Annotated in this window: 1 protein-coding gene; it reads left to right on the top strand. The window is 74.6% G+C overall.

The window, feature by feature from the left end:
- The coding region (locus tag IEZ12_RS27235) for a ketoacyl-synthetase C-terminal extension domain-containing protein (protein ID WP_229848114.1) at positions 1-712 on the top strand (712 nt) is incomplete at both ends.

Below are 712 nucleotides of genomic sequence, written 5' to 3'. Positions count from 1 at the left end.
CCCTCCCAGGAGCGGGTGATCCGGCAGGCGCTGGCCAATGCCGGGTTGGAGCCGTCCGAGGTGGACGCGGTGGAGGCGCACGGCACCGGCACCACGCTCGGCGACCCGATCGAGGCGCAGGCGCTGTTGGCGACCTACGGCCGCGATCGGGACGAGCCGCTGTGGCTGGGGTCGGTGAAGTCCAACATCGGGCACACTCAGGCCGCGGCCGGTGTGGCCGGCGTGATCAAGATGGTCATGGCGATGCGGCACGGGCAGTTGCCGCCGACGCTGCACGTCGACGAGCCGACCTCGCACGTCGACTGGTCGGCGGGCCAGGTCTCACTGCTCACCGAGGCCCGGCCGTGGCCGGAGACGGGACGTCCCCGCCGCGCGGGCATCTCGGCGTTCGGCATCAGCGGCACCAACGCGCACGTGATCCTGGAGGCACCGGCCGAGGAGCCGTTGCCCGAGTCCCCTGCCACTCCCGCGCCCGCTCCTGCGGTCGTGGTGCCGTGGCTACTGTCGGCCAAGTCCGAGCAGGCCCTGCGCGACCAGGCCCGCAGGCTGCAGGCGTACGCGGCCAAGGCCCCCGACACGGACGGGATCGGCGCCGCGCTCGCCGCGCGGACCCGGTTCGTCCACCGGGCCGTGCTGACCGGACCGGAGGCCCTGGCGGCCCTGGTGCGCGGGGAGGCACATCCCGGGCTGGTGACCGGCGAGGCCCGTGACG

It is taken from the genome of Kitasatospora griseola (assembly GCF_014648555.1).
Taxonomy (GTDB): domain Bacteria; phylum Actinomycetota; class Actinomycetes; order Streptomycetales; family Streptomycetaceae; genus Kitasatospora; species Kitasatospora griseola.
The sequence above is the reverse complement of the archived record's forward strand: the minus strand, read 5'-3'. Positions and strand labels throughout refer to the sequence as shown.